A 653-nucleotide genomic window follows, 5' to 3' on the forward strand; every position below is an offset into this window, starting at 1 on the left:
GCGCATTCTTGAGAGAGCCGGAATGAAACGCCGTTTGTTCGGCTAGTCACTTGGATGAGAGGAGGTTGCTATCAACCTCCTCTTTACGTATTACTGGTTATCAATTATCAGCTTATATGGTTGTTCCTTAGTAGTACTGGAACATCTTCTGAACGTCTTGATAGTTCTTCGTTTGCGTGAGTGACAACATCAGCAAAATACGTGCTTTTTGTGGGTTTAGCGTGCCTGATGCAACAAAGCCGTATTTATCATCATCAATTTCTGCGTCCAAAGTCGTTGAGCCAGTTGGCGTGCGAGAGCTTCTGACGACAACAATACCATCTTTGCTCGCTTTTTCTAGCTCATCAAAGACCGTGTGGTACAAGTTACCATTACCCACACCAGCACTCACAATACCGTCAAACTTGGCATCAACCAAGGCTTTGACTGGCAAGCTCGACGCATTCGCATAATTATAAACAATGCCTACTTTAGGTAGTGTGTTGAGTTTTGATACGTCGAATGGGGTTTCTGTGGTGTGTTTACGTTCAGGGCTTCTTTGGTACTTTGCATCGCTGTTGTGAATGTAGCCAAGAGGGCCAAAATTTGGAGATTGGAACGTACTTACCGAGGTGGTGTTGGTCTTCGTTACATCTCGCGCATCGAAAATGGTG

The 653-nt window shown here is 44.9% G+C and carries 1 protein-coding gene; it reads right to left on the minus strand.

Annotated elements, in window-relative coordinates; genetic code table 11:
* Positions 1–127: 127 nt before the first annotated feature.
* Positions 128–653 (minus strand): asparaginase domain-containing protein (locus R8O10_RS25665; protein WP_318192017.1); only part of this gene is annotated, 526 nt, incomplete at its 5' end.

This window comes from Vibrio sp. 1727, assembly GCF_033344415.1.
In the GTDB taxonomy this organism is placed as follows: domain Bacteria; phylum Pseudomonadota; class Gammaproteobacteria; order Enterobacterales; family Vibrionaceae; genus Vibrio; species Vibrio alginolyticus.